The sequence below is a fragment of the Gemella bergeri ATCC 700627 genome, assembly GCF_000469465.1.
In the GTDB taxonomy this organism is placed as follows: Bacteria; Bacillota; Bacilli; order Staphylococcales; family Gemellaceae; genus Gemella; species Gemella bergeri.
This window is the reverse complement of record NZ_KI271853.1, coordinates 18,204-36,227: the sequence shown is the minus strand read 5'-3', so window position 1 is coordinate 36,227 and position 18,024 is coordinate 18,204. Positions and strand designations below refer to the sequence as shown.

Sequence of the window (18,024 nt, the reverse complement as noted above, 5' to 3'; positions counted from 1 at the left end):
TATCTGTCTAGTTTATTGTAGCCTAATCACTTATAATTGAATTATTTATAGTATCCTCTTTAAAAATAGGAATACCTATAGCCCCTAATTGTTTATCTGTAATTTCATTTACGACTGAACCGTAGGTTTGTCTTCTTATTAATTCTTTTCCATATTCTGAATTTAACCATGTGAAAATCAATGCATAATATTGTTCCTTACTTACAATTCTCATAACATGTTGATTCAAGGTCCAATTATTCCAATGTTCAGGAACTAAAGCAACTTTACCTATAGTGCCACTGCAAGTTACAAGAACCATACCTTTAATAATATTGAGTTCCTTTTTTATTCTATCTGAATGATGAGCCAAGGAAAGATATTTTTTGTTCTCAGGATCAAGCTGATTTATTTCTTTTCCTCCTATAAATACTTTTCAGTTTCCTTTTTCCACATAAACCCGTTTGAACCTTCCTGGTAATATTATTTTTTCTGTAATATCTTCACTATTCAAATTTTTTACAATTGCTTTTTTACTTATATATCTTTCAATAACTTCGATTAAAGGAATATGGTAACTTCCCTCTAATCTTCCGTCTAAATCACTTAATTTAGTTGAAAAAGAGTTGATTTCCCTACTGTATGAAAAAGCTTCTTACTTTAAATCATCAATAGGTGGAAGTTCTAATTCTTCTATCATTATTTTTGTAGCTTCATCTATAAGACGATTTGATTCATCTCTATTAGCATACGAATCCATTATTAAATCATGTATCTTCTTCTTAATTAAGGCAGGTGCATTGGGAATCAACATGTTTTTTAAAGCATCAGGTTCTATTTCTAAAATTACTGAACCAAATTTTTCAGCGTGGAGCAAATTTTGTGCGACATCAGTTTTTAAATAAGTATACACGAATCCTGGAAATTCGTTCATAACCAATCTAATTGCATGCTCGCTTACTAAAAATTTTGATAATGTTTGACCAACAAAAGTTACATTACCTATAGTCCCTGAGCGAGATATTAATATTGTTCCTTCAGTTAAAGAAAGAGAATCTACCATAGAATTATCATGAGAAACAAATTTAACAGGATTTGGATATATGTCTAACATCTCTGAACTACCAAGAAATCCTATTGATGTGCTATCTATATTTGTCAAATAGTTTCTTTTTGCTCTTGGTCCATAAAAACAATCCTTAAAGCCAATTTCCTTTGTCCCTAAAAGTACTAAATCATATTTACTATTTTCTAAAAGTTGTATCGAATGAGTTCTATCTATATTAAAAGTTGAAGCTTCAAGCCTATTATCTCTTTCTAATACTTCACTTAAAGATACACTAGACCAACTTATATCATCTTTAGGGAGATTAATTATTTCTATAAATTCTTTTTCTAATTTTTTAGCCACTGAATTTACCATGATATTCCCTCATTTATTTTCCATTTTCTAAAAATATTTGGAACAAGTACTGTTTGATCATCAACAACTTTTTCTCTACTTTCCATTTGAGCAGTTTTAGATCCTGACGATGTTTCATCAAGTTTATATATGTTTTGTTTTTCCGAAACCATAATCTCATTTCCATCATTATCTCTCTTGAAAAGTGTATTGCCTCTCTTATCATGTCCAATTTTATCAACTATAGCCATATAGATATTATAATCTGCCATTTGCCCAGTTGTTTCTTCTTTTGAAATTTCTTCTTCAGTTTTCTTTTGTAAAATCAACACGGAAGTTTGAGTACCATTCCTTGGTTGGAATGTATCTTCATGCAAGTCAATACTTGCAATGATTTTAGTATTTTTGATTAACCATTCTCTTATATAACCTGTTCCCGGTGAACCAAGTAAAGCATCAGGGAGTACAATTCCCATTCTTCCACCTGGTTTTAAAAATTGATAGCAACGTTCTATAAATAAAATTTCTGGTGATACTGAAGATTGGTATCTATCAGTAATAGTCCATTTACCAGTTTTCTTATCTTGCTTCCAAATTTTTGCCAAATCAAATTGGCTTAATATGGCATGGTCTTTAATTGGAATCTTACTTCCGAATGGTGGATTTGTAACAATAACATCAAAGTATCCTATACTATCTTTATTGATGAGTGTTTTCTTATCTATCTGCAACGCTGCTGACAATCTTGTTTTAAAATCATCTGTCCATTCATGCGGTTGAAGTAAAGAATTATTCTGCAAAATATTACCACTGCCATCATTATTCATTACCATATTCATTTTTGTAGCTTTAACTAAATCAGGATTTATATCAAATCCAAAATAATTGTTCATAGCCATATCTGAAATTTTGTCTTGAAAGGCTTTCTTTTCAAAATCGTTCCATTCAGATTTTAACTTGCCAGTTTCTTTTTCAAATTCTATCTTCAGTTGCTTCATTGCATAGGTCATTGCAGTTACCAAAAACCCGCCTGTCCCACAAGAAGAATCCAATACCTTTTCGTCGATAGTTGGATTTATCATTTCTACTACCATCGCCATAACATTTCTTGGTGTAAAAAACTCTCCCCTATCGCCACGCAAATTTGCACCAACAATTTCCTCGTAAGCTTTTCCTTTAATGTCAATTCTTGTATTAAGTAAGCTGTATTTTTGAATTTCACTAACAATATATGATAATGTTCTTGGGTTAAGTTTTATAGTGTCATTAGGATCAAAAATTTTTGCATTCTTTTTTTCTTTTTTTACGCGGTCAAATATTTTTTCAATTCCATTTTTAACCGTCAATTGTCCATCTGAATTAGATCGCTCTTCACTCGTTGCGTAAAACTCAAGAGCCTTGGGGATATTTCTTTCATCTTCAATTTTGCAAAAAATAACTTTAAGCAACTCAAAAAATGCTGGCTGTTTCTGCATTCCTTCATTTACATAAATGTGATTGTGGCAAGTCTTAAATGTAAATAAAAGATTGTCATCTGATGCATTCTTAAGTGAAGCTCTCTTCGGACGATTGATATCATCAATATTGCCATCTTCAGATGGTATATCATTGTAATCCATAAACTGAATTACACCTTTATCATCAGTAAATTTTTTAAAGACAAACTTTTCTTTACTATTTGTCCACATCCCCCATTCAGCATTGGGGCAAGCGGACATATATGATTTTAATTGAGCCACGCCATCCTTAGCATTATTAGCTTCTATCTTTTCACTTTTACATTCAATTATTATCTTAATATTTTCTTGTTTTTTATCTGTTTCTTCATCAGGAAAAATTACAATGTCTGCTCTTTTCTTCCCAGAACCTATTTGGACAGTATATTCAACACATATTCTGTCTCTTGAGTATTTATGTTCATTGACAAGTCTTTTTTCAACAGTTTGTCTTACATATTCTTCTGGCGTATCATTTCTAAATTTACCATCAATATAATCACAGATTTTACCATCTGGAATAATTACCACTTTCGTTTCCATTTATCTTCCTCCGATTTTATGTTGAATTTTCATAATATCTCCAACCTCAACATTCAACGCAATGCATATCCTTGCTAATACATCAAGATCTATTCTTTTCACTTTGTTATTTGCATAGGAGTTTAACTGACTTCTTTGTAACTTAGCATTTTCTTCTAGCCAGTTTTTACTCAATTTCTTTTCACTAAGCACATCATCTATTAAAAATTTAATTTCATTACTCACCACTTATACCTCCTATATTTTAAAATATTATACCATATCTAATAACTTCTTACAACTGTTAAAATATACAGCTGTAAAAAGTTATTATTGCTTCATTCGTTGTAAATCATTTCGCCCTTCTCAGCAACAACGAATGTATAGCCCCTTGCTCTTTTGAGAACTTTTCGATAGATTTTTTCATATCATCAATATCATTTTTATAAATTACTCCTGTTTGATTTACTCTCTTGGCAATCTGATTTAATTTATTTGTGGCAGCGAATAATGTTATGTATAAATCTCTCAAAGGCTTCAAGTCAACTTCATAAATTTCCTTTTCCAAAACTGTTTTCCGTATAAAGTGGCTCATGCTTTTTGCTCCGCTTTCTTCCTTTTTCCTTTCAAATAATTCTTTTTCTTTATCTGTTAAGTCAAATCTCAACCTTACATTTCTCTTTCTGTTTGCCATTTTAATTTACTCCTTCTAATAGTTTTTGGGGTCTTAGGGTTCTCCCTAACAAGCTAAAAATGTTGATCGAAATTAAATCTCCGATGTGATTTCTGAAGTCATTTTTTCGTAAGTGTACACACACTTACTGTGCTTGCTATTAAAGTTAATGTCGCATTCCATTTATCAAGCTTTTTCATAGTCTTAACTATCACAGAAATACTTCCTGTTTTATTTCCGTAAAATCTATAAAAGTTAAAAATTGTCGCTACCACTACCTCACTACCTTATCTTACGGGTAGCAAAGTAGCGGTAGCGGACTTTTTCAAAACTATTAGAATGGTATGTCCTCTGCATTAACCTCAACAAAATCTGTATTAATATTTCGTTTATAAAACTTCTTACTAACCCGAACCACTCCGTCAATTCTTACCTTCTTGCTTTTTACAGATGGTTCAAGTTTCCAGTCATCTACCATTTCGTTCGCCATCAATTCCGAAAATACTTTTTCATTGGTTTCAGGGTATCTACTTGTAAATTCAGCAGAGCATAGCAAATCTGGAGTGTCTGATTTTGTAGATTTCCATTCCATAAAGTCCAAGAAATTTTGTACATGCCTGTTCTCACTCTTATGGGTTTGAATAACAAAATCCAAATCTGAACGCAACTCCTTAGGTAAATAGAAATCATGAAGTTTGTTTTCATAAAGATATACCGCTTCTGCGATAGTTCCCTCAAAATCATGTTGAACAATATTACGATGCTCTTCTCTTGTGATAGTTTCCAGTACAGGAAATTTTTCTACATCGTACATGATTGGTAATTCAATATTTTCGCTATTCACTTTCACAGGTAGATACCGTCTTTCTCCGGAAAAATCTCCTAAAAAAGTCGCATCATTTGTAGTAGCAATCAAGATACAAGTTCTCTTTACATCAGCAGAAAACCGCTCGTATGGAAGCCTTACGGTACTTGTTCTTGCCGATATAAACAGCTTAGCTTCATCAGCACTTTTCGCATTCCTAAGAGCTACAAATTCTTCCAATTCCACTACAACTTTTCCAACAAGATTACTGACTGCATCCTTACCTTTGATATTATTTAATGAGCAATACCATTCGGAAAATAATGCCAGCTTCTCTATAAAACTGGTTTTGCCTACACCTTGAATTCCCGTAAGAACCATCAGCTCATCAAACTTGCATCCGGGATTAAAAACTCTTTTTACCATCCCAACTAACATATGTTCCATAATCCAGGCATTTAATTTTGTATCTTCTGCTCCAAGATATTTTGGAAGCAATTTTGAAATATACCTCTCACCATCATAGGGAAGCGACTTCATATACATAGCAGGAAGATTTACCGCTCTTTTATGAGCGATAAAGGTTATGGCATCATCCATTCGGTTTTTAGAATACTTAATTCCAAATTCTCTTTCGATTTCCACACCTAAAAGATTTGTTAAATGGTCATTCCATTTTCTGATTTCATTTTCTTTCTGTTTTTCTCCCTTAAGCGTTCCGAAAAACCTGACTGTCAAGCTGCATGTATCAAAGAAAATTGTTCCGTCTATTATCTTCTCTTCTTTGCAGAACAACGGATTTACAAGCACAGTGATTAGATTAGTAGTATTACTTTTTAATTGTCCCTTATCGGTATATTCAAGTTCTCTATTTAGGTAATCTGATAATTCATCATCACTAAATTTGAGCCAGTCATTCACGGTTATCACCTACACTTTTTCTGTGATAGTTATAATCCCAGTATCTTTTATTTCCATACTGAGTAGCTTTTTTGATACTATCTTCCAAATATTTGATATAAGCTGCTTCATTTTTTCTTTTGCTTCTGTCATCGCTCCGATTTAAGGCAGACATTAAAAATATCTCTTTCATCAAAGCTTCATCACCATGTGTATAGCTATTTAATAATAGCAACAGCAAAAAATCATCTTTGCTGGCATCTGCGCTTGCTATTGTTCCTTCAAATAAACCTTTAGCTTTTCTATTATGCTTACACATTGTTTCTATGATTTTAGGTGTATCAGGCAGTGTATCATTATCTGATTGATAAGCTCTTATTTGCTCTCTAACGCTCTTTTTAGGCGCAAAACACTCATAGTATCTATTAATCTCACTCTGCTTATCTATGATGTTATTTGATATTCCATCAATGCTATTTCCAGTCATAGCGATACATCTGTTGTTTTGATACATTTCCACTTTCTCAATTTGGTTATTGAAATTGTCAGCAATTTCCCCTTTTACAAAAATATGAAGTCCTTTACCGGATTGAGAAATTTCAATATAAGTGTCATGAAAATCTCTGAAAAACCTTTCTCTCATATCACAAGATACATTATCCAAGTCAATACAAAGAAATGGATCATCCATGCTTAGTACAAAAGACAATCCATCTGAGCCACTACCCTCTATATTATTAACAGCTGTTTCAAAATCTGCCCATTGTTCTTTATTATTCCAGTCATCAGATTTGAAAGTAATTGGACTCACAGGAAGCTTGAGTATTTTTTCCTTCCCTTTCAAATCTATTTTTCTGATTCTCTTAAACCATAACCATTGTTTATACTGTCTTAATTCCATCGGAATATTTTGTTTATACTGTTCCGCTTTTATCATGTTGTCCTCCAATCTATAGTTGATGACAAAAGTACAACCTGATAAAATAATCTTGTCAGGGATGAAACACCAAGTTGTACTTTCATCTTGCCTTTGGTCTTTTGGCTAAAGGCTTTTTTCTTGTTTAATCTCTTCATAAATCTCCAAAACATACAGCAAAATGTCCTGTGCTTCTTCATCTAATTTTCCGAACTTTTTAATTACTCTTGCCAACTGAAATATCTCTTTTGCTATGGCATCTAAAACTCTATAATCAGCTGTAATATTTATCTTGTGTTCACCAAGAAGTTGTATAAAGTAGTCCTGTTTTGACAGTCCGCTTATTTCGACTTGCTTATTTATCAAATCATATTCTTCCTGAGAAACTCTGAAATTCAAGATGCGATTACGCTTTCTGTTTTTCTCGTTCTTTATCTTCTTTTCTTTAATCTGCTTTGTCCTTTTTTGTAGAGATTCCGGTCTAAACATTTTCTTCATCCTCTTTCAATAAATCTTCCCAATCATTTTTTGTTTTTACTCTCACCTGTGTTAGCGAATCTGCCATTTCTTTCTGCTTACTAGGAAAAAGATGTGCATATCTGTAGGTAATATCAATTGACTCATGCCCGACTCTATCAGCGATAGCTGTTGCAGAAAAACCAAGTTCAATTAGAAGAGATACATGAGAATGTCTCAAATCATGCACCCTTATCCTTTTTACATTAGCTTTCTTCGCTCCTCTATCCATTTCGTGATGAAGGAAGCTCTTTGAAAATGTAAATATCAAATCCTTTGACTTTAATTTATAAAAACCATTCAAGTATATTTTGATTTCTTCAGCCAAGAAATCCGGCATAGCTACTTTCCGAATGCTCTTCTTCGTTTTTGGTGGAGTGATAATATTCTTTCCATCAATCCTTTGTAGAGATTCATCAATTTTTATGGTTCCTGTCTTAAAATCAAATTTCTCTTTAGTCAAGGCAAGAAGCTCTCCCATCCGAAGTCCGCACCAATATAGAATTTCAAAGGCATAATATGAATGCGGTTTATCCTTAACTGCCTTGATAAAAGCTTCATACTCTTCCTGTGTCCAAAATAGCATTTCATCCGCTTCTTTTTCTCCCATAGTTCCAACATCTCTGGCAACATTAGTTTTCAAGTTGTAGTATCTGCAAGCATGATTCAAAATACTGCTAAGTTGAGCATGGATTGTGCGAAGGTATGTCGGCGAATAAGTTTGACCTCTATCATCTTTGATTTTCATCAATTCATTCTGCCACTGGATAATCGCTACATTGCTGATTTTATTCATAAGTAAATCACCCAAATATGGCATTATTTTTGTTGTAACAATAGCTTCTTTCGTACGCCAAGTATTTTCTCTGATACGAGGTTTTTTATCCCTTTTATAAAGTTCAAAGAACTCTCGAAAAGTCATTTCAACCGTTCCGGCTTGCTGTGATAAAAACTCTTTTTCTCAATTCAATGCTTCCTTCTTTGTTGAAAACCCTCTTTTTTTCTTGTTTAGCTTCTCACCTTTCCAATTCACATAGCTGAACTTGCAATACCAAGTGCCGTTTTTATTTTCATCTCTATATGCACCCACCTTTACACCTCTTTTCTAACTTCTTTCCCATAGCAATACTTTTCCATGAAATACTGTCGATTCACTTTGCCTCTTTGTACTCGATAGCCGAGCTTTGTAAGTTCCTGATTCATTTCGTTGATCAGCTGATATGCAGTCGTTCTGCTGACTTCCAAAAAATCTTGAACTTCTTTTGCTGTCATGAATATCTTTTGCATTTTTAGCCCTCCTTTCAATTCATAGTTTTTGCAAGGTTCTGCATCCATGTCTTGAGATAGGACGAGCGTCAATCTAAATATCTTGCGCTTTAACAGTTCGTATCTGAACTGTATATCCGTATTATAATAGTTCGTTTTCGTTCTGTCAAGAGCTATTATAAAATATTTTCTTCTATTATTGCTGATATTAATGCGTTATCCGAAATATTAAACAGAACGTTTGTGTTGTGTTTTGTGATTATTTATGATAGAATATAAAAGAATTTTTAAGAGAGGAGTCCTGAAATGATTTCCGGTAAGAAATTAAAACAAATTCGTTTGTTTAGGAAACTAACACAAAAAGAACTTGCCATCATGTCCGGATTAACTGATGCTGCAATTCGTAATTATGAATTGGGAAATAGATCCCCAAATATAGAACAACTAAGAAAGATTGCAGATGCTCTTGAGTGTGATATATCTGCTTTAATTGACCATGAACCTAATTCTATTTTTGAAATAATGCATATCATTTTTGACTACGAAAAGGAAATGAAATTTAGACCGCTTACAGGTCAAGGCGAACCAACCGTCCTTTTATCTCATAATCCTCACTTTGATGATTTTTTAGTAGAGTGGGATGAGATGAGAAAAAAGCATTATAACGGAGAAATCTCTGATGAAGAATTAGAAGACTGGAAACTATCGTTTCCTAAAAAATCAAGGTTTTTGAAGAAAAACAAAAAATAATACAAATGATTAGAAGGCTATTATTTAGCAAATTAGAATTTGTGAGGTGAAGTCATGGCTTCAAGTAAAGAATATTTAGATTTCATTTTAGAACAACTATCCGAGTTGGAAGAAATAACATATAGATCAATGATGGGCGAATATATTGTTTATTATCGTGGAAAAATTGTTGGTGGAATTTATGATGATAGGTTTTTAGTGAAGCCTGTTAAATCTGCAATAGCATATATGCCAAATGCAAAGTATGAGTTACCATATGATGGAGCAAAGGAAATGTTGTTGGTAGATGATGTAGATAACAAAGAATTTCTAACTGACTTATTCAATTCAATGTATGATGAATTACCTGCACCAAAACCCAAAAAGAAGAAATAACTAAATCCTTCGCTTGTAGAGCTGGGAAATTTGAATTTAGAGGACTTAATGAAAAATAAAGAAATACAGGAACTTGTACAAAATGAGATAAAAAATAACATGATGGATTTAGATGAATGGAGAATTAATAATCTTCAACAAATTTTATTTGAACTTAAGCAATTAGAAAAAAATCCTACATATGTACTTTCTTATCCAAGATATATAATTGACCAATGGGAGTTTGATAATCCACTAATTGTTAAGCTTTTAGAATATTCAGAAGGTATAGAAAGAATGCAATCTCATCGCAAATAAATCCCAGTTTGTCCAAATTTCGCTTAACAATATATATCCTAATGAACCACAAAAAGACCGTAACAATCAAGCTACGGTCTGATTTTTTATATTCAATTGCAAGCCACTTTGAACAATTACTGAGATTATTCTTTTTAAAATCTTTACCCAATTTTGTCCCAGTTGCTAATTTCAATAGGCTATAAGCCTTGATTTTAAGCCATTTTCGAGAGAATCTGCTCTACTCCCACTCAATCGTTGCTGGCGGCTTACTTGTAATATCATAGACTACACGATTAACATGAGCTACTTCGTTTACTATACGGGCTGAAATTTCTTCAAGAACTTCAAATGGTATATGCGCCCAGCTTGCTGTCATACCGTCAATGCTTGTTACCGCCCTAACAGCAACTGTATAATCGTAAGTTCTCACATCTCCCATAACCCCTACTGAGCGAATTTCCGGAAGACACGTAAAATATTGCCAGATTTCTCCTTCTAAGCCACGTTTAGCGATAACATCACGCAGAATAAAGTCACTATCTCTAACGATTTGAAGTTTTTCTTCCGTTACTTCTCCTAAAACACGAATACCTAATCCCGGCCCCGGAAATGGCTGACGCCAGACAATTTCATGTGGTAAGCCTAGAGCTTCTCCTAATGCGCGAACTTCATCTTTGAACAATGTATTTAAAGGTTCAATTAGTTTGAAACGCATGTCTTCGGGAAGTCCGCCTACATTGTGATGCGACTTTATCGTTTGGGCATTTTTCGTTCCTGATTCTATGACATCCGTGTAAAGTGTTCCTTGTGCTAAAAATGGTACATCATGTAATTTAGCACACTCTTCGTCAAAAACATAAACAAATTCATTTCCGATAATTTTACGTTTTTGTTCCGGATCACTAACCCCTTTAAGTTTTCCTAAGAAACGCTCTTTAGCATCAACCTTTATTAAATTCATATTGAAACCGCCGGCAACTTCTTTACTAAATGTAGACATAACACCCTCGGCTTCGCCTTTTCGAAGTAATCCATGATCAATAAACATACATATAAGTTGTTCTCCTATTGCTTTGTCTAATAATGCGGCAACAACAGATGAATCAACCCCGCCTGATAAGGCACATAATACTTTTTTATTTCCAACTTCTGCACGAATTTCTCCAATTTTTTCCTCAATAAAATTTTGAATAGTCCAGTTTTCAGTGCAATGACAAGCATTACGGATAAAATTTTCCAATAACTTATAACCATATTCAGAGTGACGCACTTCGGGATGAAATTGGAAACAATAGAATCCTTTTTCTACATTTTCTGCTGCGGCTATTGGACAATTATCACTTGTTGCTACAGTCTTAAATCCTGAAGCCAAAGAAACTACTTTATCAGAGTGGCTCATCAGCACTTGTTGAGTGACCGGCGTATTTTCAAACAATTTAGCGCCTGTTACTACATTGATATTATGTGCACCGTATTCTCTGCTTGTAGCTGATTCCACTTTACCGCCTAATTTATGCTGCATAAGCTGCATACCGTAGCAAATACCTAACACCGGAATACCTAAGTTAAATATCTCATCATCAATAGTTAACGAATTTTTTTCATATACAGAATTCGGTCCACCTGATAAAATGATACCTTTAGGATTCATTTTTTTAATTTCATCAATTGATATTTCATTATCATGTAACTCAGAATAAACACCTAACTCACGTACACGACGTGTAATAAGTTGATTATACTGACTTCCAAAATCAAGAACTAATATAAATTCGTGTTTCACAGCGTTCCTCCTAGTTTTTTATAAATAATACTTTACCATTATATCAATTAATATGAAATATGTAAAACTTTAATACGGAAAATGCTGAGTTATTTTAGTGAAATTTAGTTTATAATATAAAATTTCAACTAAATAACGAATAATCTCTTAATACAAATATATCAAATTTTACTTATCTTGCACAATACTAGGAAACTATTTTATTTAGGAAAATTTCTGAAATATTCATTTGTTTTTAAAACTGCAATAATATAAAAGTCTTATTATCATTTATTTATATAGGTTAGTTTAAATCAAAAAATGCTAAGTAATTATATTTACCTAGCATTTTTATCATACTCTATATTTTATATAAAACTTTAAAAGTTACTGCAATATTTTTTCATTCTTCATTATTATAAGATTAGAATTTATTATATTTATCTTTCTAATTTCCATAAAATAAAGTTTATATTAATACCACCATAGTTTTTTATAGCGGTGCCCTATTTGCAATGATAAATCTTTTTTATTCTGGTCTGCTCCGTTGATGTAAAGTTTTCCGGCTTCGTACATATCAACCATTTCATTCGGTACGCTTGATATGACGATACTGCCATTGTTTTCAGTTTCTATTTGTGAAAATTTCACTGCATAATCACCTGCCGGTAAATCATCAAAATACCAACGTAATGTATAAGTTTGTAGTGGTATCTCCCAATACAACTCACGATAAATAAATGTATGTTCTCTTACTACTTTATTATTTTTTTTATCAATAATCTCAACTTTATAACGTGAATTATTTTTCTCATCATATGATGAAATATAACCTCGAATATAATTGAAACTGCGAGTTGCCTCAAATGTTTGTTCTACCTCAGTATCTTTATTTACCCTGACAATACCGTCTCTTAAATAGTTATCCGTTGCATAAATGCTGATTCCGTTAATCACACGTGAATCATAATCTAAATTCATTGAATAAGATGGACGTAAAAAGCTGTCCGTTCCAATTTGCAAGGCAAAAACAACAGCAAATGAAATATATAATTTTTTCTTATAACGATCAAAAATAGTTGTTTCATAACGTTCAGCAAAGAGTATTAGTCCTTTTGCTCCAAGTATAAAAATAATCGGCATCCAAGCGTAAACATAGCGAGGTTTAGCTTCCCAAATTAAGTGGAACATAAATACTCCGAATATAATAATTTGGAATAAGAAACACGATGTAATATATTCTTTACGTCGCTTGTAGATATAATAAGCCATACCAAAAATTATAACAACATATATCATCTGTGAAATATAGACAAAAAAGCTGTTATTACTGCCATAAAATAGCTGCCACAAAAAACCGTCGCCGTCACGTAAAGCACGTGTTCCGTTGGTATAATTTATAGTCCCGTCACTCCAATTACCACGTATTTTTAAGACAAATACCAATAAATTTAAAAATAACGGTCTATGTGTCAGACGATTAAAGAATAATCCTAAATCATCCGCCGCTTTATTTTGACTAAGATATGTAAATTGAAAATCCTGCCAGTTATAACTTCCCCCTTGAATACTCATCCCCATCATTACCCAATGTAACATCGGAAATTTGTATCCTGCATCTTGAATAAAACCATAGTGATTCCACAGCATATCAAACCCTTTACCAAAAATCACAAACGATATAGCAAAAGTTAAGAGTAATATCATTAAATTTTTATACCATTTGAAAAACAATAGATAAACAATAAGAGCAGGCAAAACTATAATAATATTTGAACGTAAATTCCACCCAAAAGCGATTAATATAGCAACTGCTACAATATGTTTTGTCCTAAAAATAAAACTGCCGTCAAACGGAATAAGTACATAAATGATAAGGGATACCATAATAACCATTAAACTATCTGAATAGTAAAATAAACTATACATTTGAAATGGAATATATAATAACATCAGCGCCAATATAATTGTTTGTTTTTGCTTTGATAACAACTTTCCTGCCGTTTTAAACGTTAAATACATTGTAACTGAAGTAATAGCAAAACAAAAAATATGTAATGCCCATACTTCTGATATATGTAATGCCCCGGCTATACGATATATCCAATATAAAATAATCGTGGGATTAATATTATTCGGATAGACTAAAAAATAACGTTCACCTGAAAACTTTCCATAGTTTAACATATAATGTGATTCGTTTTCTATTTCAGCACCATCGGAGAAATTCAACGTATCCATTGATAAAATAATAGCTTGAAATATTAAATATACCACAACAATAATTCTATTGTATTTTTTTAACAATTCTTCATCTGTGTTTAATATTTTTTTTGCCCCGTATATAAATAACATAAAGAACACCGGAACACCTAATAATAAAGCAAGCGGATTGAGAATACGCTCATAAACAAATGGTGCAACATATGCCCAAATAAGCACTATCGTAAAAAGTCCGATAAAAACATATGCAAACACATTATGTAAAATTTTTCTCATTACTATCCCCTTTCTTTTCGATTTAAATGACTAGCAAATACTATCGGCGATATATTTAATAACATTTTATTTATAAAACTGTCGGTAGCAAAATAATGTTTCTTTGTTTTTATTAATTGAACTAATTCTACTTCTTCTTCCATATTATCATACATACGAAGTACATCAAGCCATAAATAACCGCATAACAAATTAAGACTTTCTTCGTATTTTTTTCCTTTTTTAAATACTTCTATTCTTTCAGTAGCATTCATTATTCTTCTTGTTGAAGCTGAAATCATCGCCTGATTACGAACAGTTTTTTGCTCCGTTAATTCTCTATAACTACATTTGTCACTTTGACAGACTTTCATAGCGAGATCGAATGTTTTCAGTTTAAAATATAAATTCTCCAATGCCAACATATCTTCTTGGAACTGAAGATTATAAACATCAAGAAATTTTTTCTTAAATAAACAAGAGGTTAAATTATAATCTATATCATTTTTAAACATTTTAATTTCAGTTGTTAAATAATGTACTCCCGTAGTTACTTTATTTTCTAATACGATATTATAATTTTTTCTAGTTGCAACGGCTATATCTAAGGAATTATTGTTTGCTGAGAAATATAATTTTTCAAAATAATTTTTCTCAAAATTTATATTTTCCTCGAGAAAAATCACATACTCTCCTTTAGCAAATTCCAATGCACAATTTTTTGCGACGGCATTTGACCCTAGTTGCTTTTTAATGTAATTAATCTTACTGTTATCATGATTTGCAATAAATTCCTCTATTTTCTGTTCGGTTGAATCATCAATAATTATCACTTCAAATTCTTGCATTGTTTGATTAAAAACATTTGCTAATACATCACGTAATCTACTAATACTTCTAAATGCTGCAAGAACAACTGTTATTTTAGTTTTTCCTGATATTTTTATTCGTTTAATTAAAATTTCATTTCCCAAAAGCATTGTGTCTAAAAAAATATCTTTTGTTCTGTCTAGTGTTCTACTCATTATCATTCCCCTATTCTTAAAGGTTTATATATCTTAGTTATTATAGCATAGTTTGAAAATTTTTTCATTTATTAGCAGAGTAATAAATAAAATGATATAATGTAAATTAATTACAACAGTTTAGGAGATAATTTATGCCAAAAGCCTATATAGGAACATATACGAAAAAGGAAAGTCAAGGTATTTATAAAGTAGAATTGGATCTTCAGGGAAAAGTTAAAAATATTGAATCGGCAGCCAAGATAGAAAATCCGACATACTTGGATTTTTCTACAGATAAACAATATTTGTACAGCGTATCAAAAAAAGATAAGAACGGTGCCGTAACAAGTTTTAAAATTTTACCTGATGGGATATTAGAAGAACTTACAGCAGTTGAAAAAGAGGGAAATCCCCCTTGCTATGTAGAAATAAGCCGAGATAATAAGTATTTACTGTCAGCTAACTATCACACCGGAACGATTGATAGTTATTCCGTAGTAGACGGCAAGTTATCTTCACTTTTATCTACGGATATACACTTCGGCAGCAGTATTCACCCTCGTCAAGAAAAGCCTCATGTCCACTTTTCAGGGTTTACACCTGATAATAAATATGTATTCAGCTGTGACTTAGGTACTGATGAAATCACAACATACACATTAGAACACGGTATATTATCCAAACGATACACCACTTATGTAAAAAACGGTAGCGGACCTCGTCATATTATCTTTGACAATACACTAACCCACGCATTTGTCATTACTGAACTTACAAGTGAAGTTATAGTTTTTGATTATGACGACGGCAAGTTGTCAAATCCTACATACTATGCGACCCTACCCGCTAACTTTTTTAAAGAAAATAAGGGAAGTGCCATAAAAATATCAAATAATAATCGTTTCATATATGTATCCAACCGTGGACAAGACAGTATCGTCGTCTTTAGAAATAATAACGGCAGCCTAACCCATATTCAGACTATAAGCACCTACGGGCAAAATCCACGTGATTTTAATTTGAGTGAGGATAACCATCTTGCCATTGCGACAAATGAAACAAGCGGAACAATTACAACATATACGGTAAACACAATTACAGGTAAATTAACAGCTGTTGATAAAGAATTTCCGGTACCTGAAGCAGTTTGTGTAAAATTTTATTAAAAGCATTCATATAAAATGGTGTTATGTAAATATAAAAATCATTTTCTTTAGTTTTTTATATTGCCATAACCTAAAAAAGAAGTGAAGTTTGCACTTCTTTTTTATTTGTAGTAAGTTTTGATAAATTCCTTAATAATGATTAGTAGTAAGACAGATTTCTCCAGTCAACTCCTTACAATAAAGAATTTCACTTCAAAATACGAAAAGACCGACTTACCAATATAAGCCGATCCTTGTATAAGTTTTATTATTAATCTATTACAGATACTTTTAAAAAGTTAGTAGATCCTACGTTACTTCTTGAGGTATTTACAGGAATACCACCGGTAATCACGATTGCATCACCTTTTTTAGCATATCCGGATTTTTCTGCAATTTTCTTCGCTGTATCCAACATTTCATCTGTCGATTTTACCTGTTCTGAAATTTTCGCATCAACTCCCCATACAAGACTTAAACCACGTGCTACTTTTTCGCTTGGTGTTACTGCCAAAATTGACGCATTTGGTCTATATTTGGAAATTAAACGTGCTGTTTGTCCGGACTCCGTATATGTTACGATTGTATGCAAGTCTAAGTTCAACGCTGTGTAACCTACAGACACCCCTATAGCATTTGTAATATCTTTTGATACAATTTTTTTTGAACGATCTTTTAAGATACGTGAATAATCTTGCATTTCTTCTGTATGTTTTGCGATGGTTGCCATAGTACGAACCGATTCTACCGGATAAGCACCGGCTGCTGATTCTCCTGATAACATAATCGCATCAGTTCCGTCGTAGATTGCATTCGCTACATCTGATACTTCCGCACGTGTAGGACGTGGGTTCTTCTGCATTGAATCAAGCATTTGTGTTGCTGTTATTACAAATTTACCGGCACGATTACATTTAGTAATAATTGATTTTTGCATAATCGGTACTTCTTCCGCCGGCACTTCTACTCCAAGGTCACCACGTGCAATCATAATACCGTCTGATACTTCAATAATTTCATCAATATTATCAATAGCCTCTTGACATTCAATTTTAGGAATAATTTGAACATGGTCGCACCCTTCTTCTTTAAGAATGCGTCGCACTTCCAGTACATTTTCTTTTGTACGGACAAATGATGCTGCCACAAAATCAATATCATTTTTACAACCGAAACGAATGTCTTCTTCATCTTTTTCAGTAATTCCCGGTAATTTTGTTGAAACTCCCGGAACATTTACACCTTTTTTGTTTTTAAGCACACCGCCGTTTTGAACTGTTGTGTAAATTAGTCCGGAAGCTGTATCTACATTATTTACTGTTAAACCGATTAAACCGTCATCTAACAAAATAGTATCTCCGGCTTTTACGTCGTATACCAATTCACCATAAGTAATTGAGAATTTATCCGCCGTCCCCAACACTTCTTCCATCGAAACGATAACATCTTTTCCTTTTTCTAAGATAATCGCATCATTTTCCATATTATGTGTTCTAATTTCCGGCCCTTTTGTATCTAATAAGATTGCAAGGCAGGCTCCCATTTCTTCTCTTACTTCTTTAATCGCTTTAATACGTTCCCCATGCTCAGCATAATCTCCATGCGAAAAGTTTAAACGGCATACATTCATTCCCAGTTCTACCATCTCGGTTAATTTTTCTTTTGATTCTGATTTAGGACCTATTGTACAAATAATTTTCGTTTTTTTCTGTATCATATAATTTTTTACCTCTTAGCTTTTATCCAACACTTA

Annotated in this window: 19 protein-coding genes; 4 read left to right on the top strand and 15 right to left on the bottom strand. The window is 32.5% G+C overall.

The genetic code is table 11. The features are described 5' to 3' along the window. Nucleotides 1-22 precede the first annotated feature (22 nt). From HMPREF1983_RS07575 to HMPREF1983_RS05185, 11 genes are all read right to left on the bottom strand, one after another. Nucleotides 23-352 carry a restriction endonuclease subunit S gene (locus tag HMPREF1983_RS07575; RefSeq protein ID WP_021753246.1) on the bottom strand — a complete coding sequence of 110 codons (330 nt, stop codon included), beginning with the start codon at nucleotides 350-352 and terminating at the stop codon, nucleotides 23-25. 282 nt (nucleotides 353-634) lie between these two features. Next, nucleotides 635-1,402 carry a restriction endonuclease subunit S gene (locus HMPREF1983_RS07570; protein WP_021753245.1) on the bottom strand — a complete coding sequence of 256 codons (768 nt, stop codon included), beginning with the start codon at nucleotides 1,400-1,402 and terminating at the stop codon, nucleotides 635-637. Continuing rightward, the gene (locus tag HMPREF1983_RS05220) at nucleotides 1,396-3,420 is read right to left on the bottom strand and encodes a type I restriction-modification system subunit M (RefSeq protein WP_021753244.1); all 2,025 of its coding nucleotides are present in this window, start codon (nucleotides 3,418-3,420) and stop codon (nucleotides 1,396-1,398) included. Before HMPREF1983_RS05220 ends, HMPREF1983_RS07570 begins: the two co-directional genes overlap by 7 nt. Further along, complete coding sequence (locus HMPREF1983_RS05215; RefSeq protein ID WP_040461093.1) at nucleotides 3,421-3,645, bottom strand: helix-turn-helix domain-containing protein; 225 nt, start codon at nucleotides 3,643-3,645, stop codon at nucleotides 3,421-3,423. It abuts the gene before it with no gap. Between the two features lie 106 nt (nucleotides 3,646-3,751). Further along, the gene (locus HMPREF1983_RS05210) at nucleotides 3,752-4,093 is read right to left on the bottom strand and encodes a plasmid mobilization protein (protein WP_021753242.1); all 342 of its coding nucleotides are present in this window, start codon (nucleotides 4,091-4,093) and stop codon (nucleotides 3,752-3,754) included. Nucleotides 4,094-4,406: 313 nt separating this feature from the next. After that, nucleotides 4,407-5,798 (bottom strand): VapE domain-containing protein, encoded by a 1,392-nt coding sequence (locus tag HMPREF1983_RS05205; RefSeq protein ID WP_021753240.1) that lies wholly within the window; start codon nucleotides 5,796-5,798, stop codon nucleotides 4,407-4,409. Continuing rightward, entirely contained in the window at nucleotides 5,791-6,714 is a 924-nt protein-coding gene (locus HMPREF1983_RS05200) for a hypothetical protein (RefSeq protein WP_021753239.1), read from the bottom strand. The genes HMPREF1983_RS05205 and HMPREF1983_RS05200 overlap by 8 nt, the downstream gene beginning before the upstream one ends. A gap of 105 nt (nucleotides 6,715-6,819) precedes the next feature. Continuing rightward, a complete protein-coding gene (locus HMPREF1983_RS05195; protein ID WP_040461086.1) occupies nucleotides 6,820-7,182 on the bottom strand; it encodes a plasmid mobilization protein in 363 nt (120 codons plus the stop codon). Next, nucleotides 7,175-8,131 carry a site-specific integrase gene (locus HMPREF1983_RS05190; protein ID WP_021753237.1) on the bottom strand — a complete coding sequence of 319 codons (957 nt, stop codon included), beginning with the start codon at nucleotides 8,129-8,131 and terminating at the stop codon, nucleotides 7,175-7,177. The genes HMPREF1983_RS05195 and HMPREF1983_RS05190 overlap by 8 nt, the downstream gene beginning before the upstream one ends. Nucleotides 8,132-8,170: 39 nt before the next feature. After that, a complete protein-coding gene (locus tag HMPREF1983_RS08060) occupies nucleotides 8,171-8,299 on the bottom strand; it encodes an Arm DNA-binding domain-containing protein (protein ID WP_021753236.1) in 129 nt (42 codons plus the stop codon). 2 nt (nucleotides 8,300-8,301) lie between these two features. Further along, nucleotides 8,302-8,496, bottom strand: a complete 195-nt coding sequence (locus HMPREF1983_RS05185) for a MerR family transcriptional regulator (RefSeq protein ID WP_040461083.1) — start codon at nucleotides 8,494-8,496, stop codon at nucleotides 8,302-8,304. Between the two features lie 285 nt (nucleotides 8,497-8,781). Here HMPREF1983_RS05185 and HMPREF1983_RS05180 point away from each other — a divergent pair, with 285 nt between their 5' ends. From HMPREF1983_RS05180 to HMPREF1983_RS05170, 3 genes are read left to right on the top strand one after another with little or no spacing between them, the layout of a single operon-like run. Next, nucleotides 8,782-9,225: a helix-turn-helix domain-containing protein gene (locus HMPREF1983_RS05180; RefSeq protein WP_021753234.1), complete on the top strand. Its 444-nt coding sequence runs from the start codon at nucleotides 8,782-8,784 to the stop codon at nucleotides 9,223-9,225. Nucleotides 9,226-9,279: 54 nt separating this feature from the next. Next, a complete protein-coding gene (locus HMPREF1983_RS05175; protein ID WP_021753233.1) occupies nucleotides 9,280-9,600 on the top strand; it encodes a TfoX/Sxy family protein in 321 nt (106 codons plus the stop codon). Nucleotides 9,601-9,648: 48 nt separating this feature from the next. Beyond that, nucleotides 9,649-9,897: a hypothetical protein gene (locus tag HMPREF1983_RS05170; RefSeq protein WP_021753232.1), complete on the top strand. Its 249-nt coding sequence runs from the start codon at nucleotides 9,649-9,651 to the stop codon at nucleotides 9,895-9,897. Nucleotides 9,898-10,117: 220 nt separating this feature from the next. Here HMPREF1983_RS05170 and guaA read toward each other — a convergent pair whose 3' ends face one another. From guaA to HMPREF1983_RS05155, 3 genes are all read right to left on the bottom strand, one after another. Further along, nucleotides 10,118-11,662 (bottom strand): glutamine-hydrolyzing GMP synthase, encoded by a 1,545-nt coding sequence (gene guaA, locus HMPREF1983_RS05165; RefSeq protein WP_021753231.1) that lies wholly within the window; start codon nucleotides 11,660-11,662, stop codon nucleotides 10,118-10,120. A 453-nt stretch (nucleotides 11,663-12,115) separates the two neighbouring features. After that, nucleotides 12,116-14,140, bottom strand: coding sequence for a glycosyltransferase family 39 protein (locus tag HMPREF1983_RS05160; protein WP_021753230.1), 2,025 nt, complete (start codon nucleotides 14,138-14,140; stop codon nucleotides 12,116-12,118). A gap of 2 nt (nucleotides 14,141-14,142) precedes the next feature. Further along, entirely contained in the window at nucleotides 14,143-15,144 is a 1,002-nt protein-coding gene (locus HMPREF1983_RS05155; protein ID WP_021753229.1) for a glycosyltransferase family 2 protein, read from the bottom strand. Between the two features lie 134 nt (nucleotides 15,145-15,278). Here HMPREF1983_RS05155 and HMPREF1983_RS05150 point away from each other — a divergent pair, with 134 nt between their 5' ends. Beyond that, nucleotides 15,279-16,292 (top strand): lactonase family protein, encoded by a 1,014-nt coding sequence (locus HMPREF1983_RS05150; protein WP_021753228.1) that lies wholly within the window; start codon nucleotides 15,279-15,281, stop codon nucleotides 16,290-16,292. Between the two features lie 250 nt (nucleotides 16,293-16,542). Here the strand turns inward: HMPREF1983_RS05150 and pyk are convergent, their stop codons facing one another. Then, nucleotides 16,543-17,988, bottom strand: coding sequence for a pyruvate kinase (gene pyk / locus HMPREF1983_RS05145; RefSeq protein ID WP_021753227.1), 1,446 nt, complete (start codon nucleotides 17,986-17,988; stop codon nucleotides 16,543-16,545). Nucleotides 17,989-18,024: the final 36 nt, after the last annotated feature.

Excerpts from the sequence above, each read along its gene's own strand:
- HMPREF1983_RS05155 (WP_021753229.1), bottom strand. The coding sequence starts at position 15,144 with ATGAGTAGAACACTAGACAGAACAAAAGATATTTTTTTAGACACAATG.
- HMPREF1983_RS05210 (WP_021753242.1), bottom strand. The coding sequence starts at position 4,093 with ATGGCAAACAGAAAGAGAAATGTAAGGTTGAGATTTGACTTAACAGAT.
- HMPREF1983_RS05175 (WP_021753233.1), top strand. The coding sequence starts at position 9,280 with ATGGCTTCAAGTAAAGAATATTTAGATTTCATTTTAGAACAACTATCC.
- HMPREF1983_RS05150 (WP_021753228.1), top strand. The coding sequence starts at position 15,279 with ATGCCAAAAGCCTATATAGGAACATATACGAAAAAGGAAAGTCAAGGT.
- HMPREF1983_RS05200 (WP_021753239.1), bottom strand. The coding sequence starts at position 6,714 with ATGATAAAAGCGGAACAGTATAAACAAAATATTCCGATGGAATTAAGA.
- HMPREF1983_RS05170 (WP_021753232.1), top strand. The coding sequence starts at position 9,649 with ATGAAAAATAAAGAAATACAGGAACTTGTACAAAATGAGATAAAAAAT.
- HMPREF1983_RS07570 (WP_021753245.1), bottom strand. The coding sequence starts at position 1,402 with ATGGTAAATTCAGTGGCTAAAAAATTAGAAAAAGAATTTATAGAAATA.
- HMPREF1983_RS05220 (WP_021753244.1), bottom strand. The coding sequence starts at position 3,420 with ATGGAAACGAAAGTGGTAATTATTCCAGATGGTAAAATCTGTGATTAT.
- pyk (WP_021753227.1), bottom strand. The coding sequence starts at position 17,988 with ATGATACAGAAAAAAACGAAAATTATTTGTACAATAGGTCCTAAATCA.
- HMPREF1983_RS05180 (WP_021753234.1), top strand. The coding sequence starts at position 8,782 with ATGATTTCCGGTAAGAAATTAAAACAAATTCGTTTGTTTAGGAAACTA.
- HMPREF1983_RS05160 (WP_021753230.1), bottom strand. The coding sequence starts at position 14,140 with ATGAGAAAAATTTTACATAATGTGTTTGCATATGTTTTTATCGGACTT.
- HMPREF1983_RS05190 (WP_021753237.1), bottom strand. The coding sequence starts at position 8,131 with ATGACTTTTCGAGAGTTCTTTGAACTTTATAAAAGGGATAAAAAACCT.
- HMPREF1983_RS05185 (WP_040461083.1), bottom strand. The coding sequence starts at position 8,496 with ATGCAAAAGATATTCATGACAGCAAAAGAAGTTCAAGATTTTTTGGAA.
- HMPREF1983_RS05195 (WP_040461086.1), bottom strand. The coding sequence starts at position 7,182 with ATGTTTAGACCGGAATCTCTACAAAAAAGGACAAAGCAGATTAAAGAA.